Genomic DNA, 7,117 nt, shown 5'->3' on the forward strand with positions numbered 1-7,117 from the left:
CAAAACAACACCCCAAACAAGAAGTGATTGACTTTAGAAAAGAAGAAGGCAAAGGGAAAAAAATAGAAATCAAGAAACTTCTCGCCTTATCAAAAAAAACTACCCCCAGTAATTAAATGCATCTTTTAAAAAATCGGTACTTTTAAAAAAAAGTGTAAGGATTTTTGGAGGTTAATTGCTCAAGTTTTTTTCTCAGATCTGGATCGCCATGATTGTTTATCTCAGTTTGGCTATCTTAAAACAGCGCTATCAAATCAAAACCAGCCATCAAACAAATCAGATTCAGGCTTAGAATCCGTACCCATAATTTACCCATAAAATTTACGAGTGATTTTCTTAAAGAAAAGTGTATCTAAAAATTATTTATGAGTCATAAATGCATATTGTATATACAATAGTATTGACTTAGAAGGGCAGAATATGGACAATCTAAAAATAGATGGTTTTGAGGGTGAATTAAACCTTTTGAGACCTATCTCTGCCCGTCCAATGCATCGAAAGGAGAAAGAAATTTATGAAGAAGCCCTTACCTAAACTTAAAACTCGAAAATCTTTCGGGGAATTTGTAGAAAAAATGACCTAGGCGATTACTTGGAAGCAAAAGATTTAAAACCAATGAACATTCGATTGAAGAATCAAGATCGACTCATTTCTCTTCGTGTATCCTCAGACTTTCTAAGTCTCCTCAAAAAGGCCGCTGAAAAACATCGCACGAAATATCAAAGGCTTATTAAATCTATCCTTGAAGAAAACATAGGGCATTACCTCCGATAAGTAGGATTATTTTAAAAAATAAAAAAGTTACCTAAGCAAGGACGTCGCCGTCCGTACTCGGCTCCAGAACCGGACTTGTAGCATTTCGAGACATCCTCAGTAATTTGGTGTTTGTTATACATACCACTCTCGGTGAATGTCATTTTGGCAATGGCCATGTAAGAGCCCCACATTTGTTGGGCAATTGTCGGAGTACTCGCCACCGGAATAGTTCTACTCACCCGTTCTACAAATACCGATGCAAATTTTCTGATTAAAATCACCTGTGGTCTTATCACTGTTTCTGCTAATTTTATCTGTGTGATACTGGTCATTAAACGATGGCAGTTCGCCCGACAGAATCCGGACGAAGAAAAAAAGCTGGATTTGTTTTCCCAATGGATTCGACGCTCGGGGCTAGCGGTTCCCTTCGCTCTCGTTGCCCTTTGGATCGGAGCAAAACGGGGAGGGTGGTTTTAGTGGGGAAGTGATGGGGAAATTCTAAGTTAAAAATTTACGGAACTTAAGTTATACCTTGAGTTCCGCAGATTTTAAGAATCATTTTTTTGCTAATTCTTGGCAAATGCTTATCTGAAAAGCATTTCCCCTCTCCCCTTGAGGGAGAGGGTCAGGGTGAGGGGTATTTCTAGTGCACTCAGGATCACCCTCTCTCTGACTCTCTCCCCTCAAGGGAGAGAGGACTTTTCAGAGTGGCTTCTTACTAAAATCTGCGGAACTCAAGTTATACTTTACATTATAAAATTTATAACATTATAAATACCACCTCTATGGGTGCTATAGCCATTTCACAAAGTGATGAAAAAATACTGAAGGCCCTTCAAAAAAAGATGGGAGTTCCTTCTAAATCTCAAATGATTCATCGTGCACTTGAAGCCCTTCAAAAAATGGTAGCCAGAGAACAGTTGGCTGAAGAAATTCGTAAATCGGTTCGGAAGTGTGCCAAGGCAGATGGGAATGAAAATCAATCTTTAACGGGAAATTATTGAAGAGGCTGGTTTTTTACGCTTACGTTTGCCTAAAGGGCTTTGTGGCCTTGAGAAAGAAAGCGATTTGTTGGTGGGACAGATGATTGCAGTTGCCAACCTTTCTTTTAGAAAAGAATTAGGCTCCTTACCCGACGAATTATTTAACGAACTCCAAAGGCGTCTTCTTTCACTGTTGGATTTGTGGGAAGTTCGAGATCAAAAACCTCTTGCGTAACAGGAGTTATTCAGAAAATCCCTCCCTCTATTTTAACCCTTGAACTTTTAAAATGCTTGCTGATAATCTGCTACAGAATCCTGTAGCGTCTTCAAAGGAGCGTATATGCAAGCCAAAATTATTCCCGTCACCGAATTAAGACCTAAGATGTTAAAATGCATCACCAATGCCCAAAAACTAGGCCAAGAATACGTCGTGACTAAAAATGGAAAGCCTTCTGCGGTACTTGTAGGCTTTGACGAATGGGAAAGTATGAAGGAAACCTTGGAAATTCTTTCCAAGCCTCAACTGGTCAAAAGAATTAAAAAAAATCTCGATTATTTTAAACGCGGTGGCAAAGGTAAAACGATAAAAGAGGTTTTTGGAGAATGAAAGCTTATCAAGTTGTGATCCCCTCCGAGCTTCAGCATTATATTCAAACTTTACATCCTGACCAAAAAAAGAAAATTCGCTATGCCCTTGAGGAACTTTCTATTGATCCTTATCTAGGAAAAATACTTCGAGAGCCATTTGAGGGTTTGTATAGTTATAGAGTCTCTCTTTTTAGAATTATCTACAAAATTCTTAATAATAAACTTGAGCTTCAAGTTATTGACATCGATAAAAGAGAGGTGGTTTATCTGAAATTGGAAAAAAATGTTTTACTGCTTAAATAAACTATGAAACCTTGTATAGACCTTTCTGACAACCGATAAAGGAGAAGCCAATGGATTTTCAAATTAAAAATAAAACTGCCCTAATCACCGGTGCGGCAAAACATGGGCTTGGGCGGGCGCATGCCTTGGCCTTGGCCTCTGAGGGAGTGAATATTGCCCTTCTTGATATTCAGGATTGTAAGGAAACGGAAAAATTAATTTCTGAAAAAGGCGTGAAGGTAAAATCTTACCTCTGCGATATCTCCCAAGTAACAGAAGTAGAAAATACCCTGAAACAAATTGAGACCGATTTGGGCAAGGTGCAAATCCTGGTCAATAATGCCTCCATTTTAAATACCATCGGCATGTTTCAGGATATTGAAGCGAAACGCTTTGAGCGCGATGTGCAGGTGAATCTCTTAGGCAGCGTGAACGTCACCCGAGCGGTTTGGAAGGGGATGCTTGAAAACAAATGGGGCAGGGTGATCTTTATTTCTTCTTTTGCAGGCACTCATGGCGGTGCGGGCCAAACCAGCTATGCAGCCACCAAAGCGGCCTTGATAGGTTTTGCAAAAAGTCTGGCTCTAGAAGGGGCACGCTTTAACATCACGGCCAATGTAGTCGCACCGGGTGTGATGAAATCGGAAGCGGTAGAAAATTTTATTCGCGGCGATATGATGGATCGCATGATTAAAAAAGCCGCCATGCGCCGTTTGGGGGAGCTCGAGGAAGTGGCCAATACGGTGGCCTTCCTTTGCTCCCAGCAATCGAGCTTTATTACCGGACAGGTGGTGGAAGTGGATGGGGGAGCCGGATTATTTACTTTTTGATTCGTTCCTTTCTTTTTCCAGCTTTCTTTCGGTTTGCAGTTTTTTATTGATAAATCGAACGATCAGTTCCTTTTCTTTTTCTCTGATGGTTTTTTTATTCCAACTTCCCTGCCTTTCTAGAAAAAAGGCAGGGTGTTGTTTTTTTGGATCAAAGTTTGAGACTTCTCTCTTGGCGAACATCTGGATTGGAAAATTCAAAAGGGTATGTTCATCCAGATCTAGATGAAGCTGGTAAATTTCATCGCTTGCCAATTTGCCTTCATCGGAAAATAAAATTCCTTCTGCGCTCAGATTTAAAATTTTTGCAATTATTTCCTGATTATTTTGGGTGATCAGTTTTGCACTAATTGGAGAAGCCCAGGTTAGGCGATAGGATTGTCTGCGATTTGTTTTTTTGAGGCTTCCAGAAATAATATATATTTCGACGACATCAAAATGCTCTTGATCCAGCTTGTCTAGCTTGAGGTTCGCTTCAAACTCCAAAATTCCTTGCCCGGACTCTGCAACAACAAAACCCTTGATTTTACTCGTCTGAATCATTTCCGGATGCAAATCGACCAGTAGACTCTGGGGATAAACACGGCGAATAAAGATGGGCTTGTTTTTATCTTTAAGGGTCAAGAAAAACAGGGGCAACTTAGGATCAATAATTTTTTTTAAATCCATTTCCAGCATGAAAAGCTCCAGAAAAAAGTTTCACCCTATAGTGTGAGGTTTTCTGGAGCGCTTTACAATCTGAAACAGATCCGAGTGTAAAAGCTGATAAGGGATGCTTAAATTATTCCTTGAGTTCCGCAGATTTTAGTAAGAAGCCACTCTGAAAAGTCCTCTCTCCCTTGAGGGGAGAGAGTCAGAGAGAGGGTGATCCTGAGTGCACTAGAAATACCCCTCACCCTGACCCTCTCCCTCAAGGGGAGAGGGGAAATGCTTTATAGATGGGTACTTGCCAAGAATGAGCAAAAAATGATTCTTAAAATCTGCGGAGCTCAAGTTATTCGTTATTCTTATGCGGCCATCGCCGCCGCAATTTCAGGGCAGACCAGAGTCAGCAGGCCTTGACCGAGAGAATGTGGGGAGTGAGAAGAAAGCTGAGTCTGCCTGGAATGACCATGCACGCTTCTGTAAATGAGATCTGCCGTGAATCCGGCCGAGAATACAAAGCCGGCGCCTACCACGAGGGGTGAGGCGAAAAGTCGACAGGCAGGATTTCCGAAAAGAATGCTGGCAATGGAAGGGGCAAAAAAAGCGGCGGAGCTGATCAGGCTTCGGGTGTTGGCATCAAGCGAAGTGTGATGTTCCAGCAGATAATCGGTTAAGCGACTTGTCATGAGCCCTGGTCCCATGCTCAAAATCGTTCTGCTCATTAATCCAGCAGTGGATGCCGCAGAGCGAATCAATAGGTTTCCTACTCGAGCCTCGGATAGACCCAGACCAAAACTTTCGGCCACCGAAAGTCTCATGGCCTGAAACAGGGTAGGGGCCCGACTGTAGACGACACGGGAAACGGCAATCCCTTCAGCATTAAAAGCTTGAAGCGTGGCTCGATGATAAGGCAAGCCTCTCCAGGTGTTTATCACTGGGATCGCCAGGGCCCGTGTAAATTTTTGGGCCACATGACCCGCGAGGGTAGAGAGTGAAAAATGCAGCAAGGGGTTGTGTTCTTCATCTATTCCAAAACGCTGCAACAAATGGTTTACTCCTAAACAGCTAAGTAGGCCTACAACCAGACTTCCCCCTTGAGTTCTCGCACGATTGGCCAGGCGGTCTGCCACAATGGGATTCAGTATTTGCAATCGTGCCCTTCCTGCATCACTTTCTGCCCATTGTTCCACTTCGGTCATACTGAGTGGATGATCAAAATTATTTTGGTGGGCCTCGGCAATCACTCGGGGCAATTCGGAGTTCTGAATATTGTGATCGCTGGCCAAACGATGAAGAGAATCGGCAGGATAAAAGGTAGTCGTTTGCCGTTGAACCCCGTTAGAGTGTGGGCTAGGGCAGGAGGCCAGAAATCTGCCCACAGGCAACTCCCCCAAGCTTGCACGATATTCCGGTGAATGAGGATTTTCAGGACGCTGAATAAAATCACCTCTTCGCAATGCTGCGATACTATGTTGCTGTGCTGACACTGAGTTAGGCGCTGCACGGGAGGGGACGGTCACGGGAGGGACATAGACTTCCGCCTCATGCACACGAAGGGCCTCTTGCCCCTCCAAGAGGGCATCTCCATTGGTTTGAGCAATAAGCCCAGGGGCTTCATTCGTGTCGTTATGCTGCACTTGAATCTTAAGTCTATCCCCGGGTTGTAGAAGTAAGCAATTCTCAGGGTTTAAAATTCGCAAACGTTGCGCCAAACTTAAGGTGTCCACTCCAATATTGTTGAGGGCCCTGCGTGCCACGGCTTCAAAGATTGCCAAAACCCCTCCTCTAAAACTTGCAGGGATCATTAGAACCTTTACCGAGCCCCAAGGGCCAGGCAAAGCACCCAAGCCGCCTAAATAAGTATTGGGCGTGATAATCATTCCTCCCAGGCCTTTGGCCATTGGAAGTTCACGACCATTTAACTCCAGCTTGGCCTCAAAACTCCAATTCGCCCTCAGACGACGGGGAATAATATCTCGCAGGGCAGCAACAAATAATCCCAGACCTCTGAGTTGAGAATTCCCTGCACGCCTTCGTTCTCCCTCAAAAAACATTTCGGCATCCATCCCAATACCAAAGGCCTCTGTGGTTACCATGGGCTCACGATCTGGAATCGTTACCACAGGTAGAGATAAAGGCACTCTTACCGAGTGATCTAAAAAACTGGGAACTGCAGCCAAGGCAGAGGGCGGGCGCAGACCCAAGCTAGGGAGATGTCTATTTATAAATTCATAAATTCCGTAACGTGCGGGATAGAGCAGAGAGGGCGGCGCTCCATTTTGCTTGGCCAAATCCGCGGCAGTTCCCAGTGAGAAAAAACTGATTCCATGAATCATACTCCACACACTTGCTGTCGCCGTGGGGCCTTCCTGAAGCGAGATTTCAGTTAAAGATCTCCCCAAAATCCGTTCCACTGCAGCCTGTATGGCGGGGACCACAGTTCCATCTCCTCCTATCACGCTCATTTCAAGGGCTTGTCCATTAGCCATTCTCTCAGCTACGGCACGCTGCACCTGCTCACGACGGTCGGCAGGACTAGGGCCATTAGTCATCTCAAAAGAAAACAAACGAGTTATCCTTCCCAGCGCTGCTTGCAAAGGGCCTGCTTCGTGTTGAATGCGACCATGCCGGGCACGCGGATTAAACAAAACGTAAAGGGATTGAAAGACATTGGAAGGAGTTGTCGTTGTTGCTGTGTCTATACTTTCTCTAGTCGCTGGACGCCGAATAGAGTGGGTGGAGTCGGGGGTAACTCCTGGAATATTCGGAGGCAAAACACGACCAAAGACCGCGGAAGTAATGCTGTCGAGAATAGACATATAAATCCCCCTGTTTGTTTATCTGGTTTGTTGGATGCTATGCACAGACTATCGACTCTCGCCAGAGAAAGTTGCTAAGTATTTGCAAAGTGGATGCATTTAATTACTGGGGGTAAAAAAGAGCAAAAAGTAAGGAAAGTTTAATTTTGCTTAGAGATAAAAAGAAGGCGAGGATTTCTTGGTTTGAAAAGGACAAGAAAGGAGCCTCGCCTATGAT

8 protein-coding genes are annotated in these 7,117 nt (G+C 44.0%); 6 read left to right on the forward strand and 2 right to left on the reverse strand.

Features of this window, described 5'->3' with window-relative positions; translation table 11 throughout:
• Positions 1-591: 591 nt before the first annotated feature.
• From HQM15_11875 to HQM15_11900, 6 genes are all read left to right on the forward strand, one after another.
• On the forward strand, positions 592-774 hold the full coding sequence (locus HQM15_11875) for a hypothetical protein (protein ID MBF0493460.1): 183 nt from the start codon (positions 592-594) through the stop codon (positions 772-774).
• Positions 775-1,541: 767 nt separating this feature from the next.
• Entirely contained in the window at positions 1,542-1,760 is a 219-nt protein-coding gene (locus HQM15_11880; GenBank protein ID MBF0493461.1) for a hypothetical protein, read from the forward strand.
• A gap of 25 nt (positions 1,761-1,785) precedes the next feature.
• Entirely contained in the window at positions 1,786-1,974 is a 189-nt protein-coding gene (locus tag HQM15_11885) for a hypothetical protein (protein ID MBF0493462.1), read from the forward strand.
• 105 nt (positions 1,975-2,079) lie between these two features.
• A complete protein-coding gene (locus HQM15_11890; GenBank protein ID MBF0493463.1) occupies positions 2,080-2,346 on the forward strand; it encodes a type II toxin-antitoxin system Phd/YefM family antitoxin in 267 nt (88 codons plus the stop codon).
• Positions 2,343-2,630, forward strand: a complete 288-nt coding sequence (locus HQM15_11895) for a type II toxin-antitoxin system RelE/ParE family toxin (protein ID MBF0493464.1) — start codon at positions 2,343-2,345, stop codon at positions 2,628-2,630. Before HQM15_11890 ends, HQM15_11895 begins: the two co-directional genes overlap by 4 nt.
• Before the next feature lie 50 nt (positions 2,631-2,680).
• Positions 2,681-3,439: an SDR family oxidoreductase gene (locus tag HQM15_11900; GenBank protein MBF0493465.1), complete on the forward strand. Its 759-nt coding sequence runs from the start codon at positions 2,681-2,683 to the stop codon at positions 3,437-3,439.
• Here HQM15_11900 and HQM15_11905 read toward each other — a convergent pair.
• Positions 3,425-4,114 carry a PilZ domain-containing protein gene (locus tag HQM15_11905; GenBank protein MBF0493466.1) on the reverse strand — a complete coding sequence of 230 codons (690 nt, stop codon included), beginning with the start codon at positions 4,112-4,114 and terminating at the stop codon, positions 3,425-3,427. The genes HQM15_11900 and HQM15_11905 overlap by 15 nt on opposite strands.
• 329 nt (positions 4,115-4,443) lie before the next feature.
• The gene (locus tag HQM15_11910; GenBank protein ID MBF0493467.1) at positions 4,444-6,900 is read right to left on the reverse strand and encodes a hypothetical protein; all 2,457 of its coding nucleotides are present in this window, start codon (positions 6,898-6,900) and stop codon (positions 4,444-4,446) included.
• Positions 6,901-7,117: the final 217 nt, after the last annotated feature.

The organism is Deltaproteobacteria bacterium, assembly GCA_015233135.1.
Classification (GTDB): Bacteria; UBA10199; UBA10199; order JADFYH01; family JADFYH01; genus JADFYH01.

Bases quoted from the DNA above. Each gene is read 5' to 3' on its own strand.
- HQM15_11880 (MBF0493461.1), top strand. From the start codon at position 1,542: ATGGGTGCTATAGCCATTTCACAAAGTGATGAAAAAATACTGAAGGCC.
- HQM15_11890 (MBF0493463.1), top strand. From the start codon at position 2,080: ATGCAAGCCAAAATTATTCCCGTCACCGAATTAAGACCTAAGATGTTA.
- HQM15_11895 (MBF0493464.1), top strand. From the start codon at position 2,343: ATGAAAGCTTATCAAGTTGTGATCCCCTCCGAGCTTCAGCATTATATT.
- HQM15_11900 (MBF0493465.1), top strand. From the start codon at position 2,681: ATGGATTTTCAAATTAAAAATAAAACTGCCCTAATCACCGGTGCGGCA.
- HQM15_11905 (MBF0493466.1), bottom strand. From the start codon at position 4,114: ATGCTGGAAATGGATTTAAAAAAAATTATTGATCCTAAGTTGCCCCTG.
- HQM15_11910 (MBF0493467.1), bottom strand. From the start codon at position 6,900: ATGTCTATTCTCGACAGCATTACTTCCGCGGTCTTTGGTCGTGTTTTG.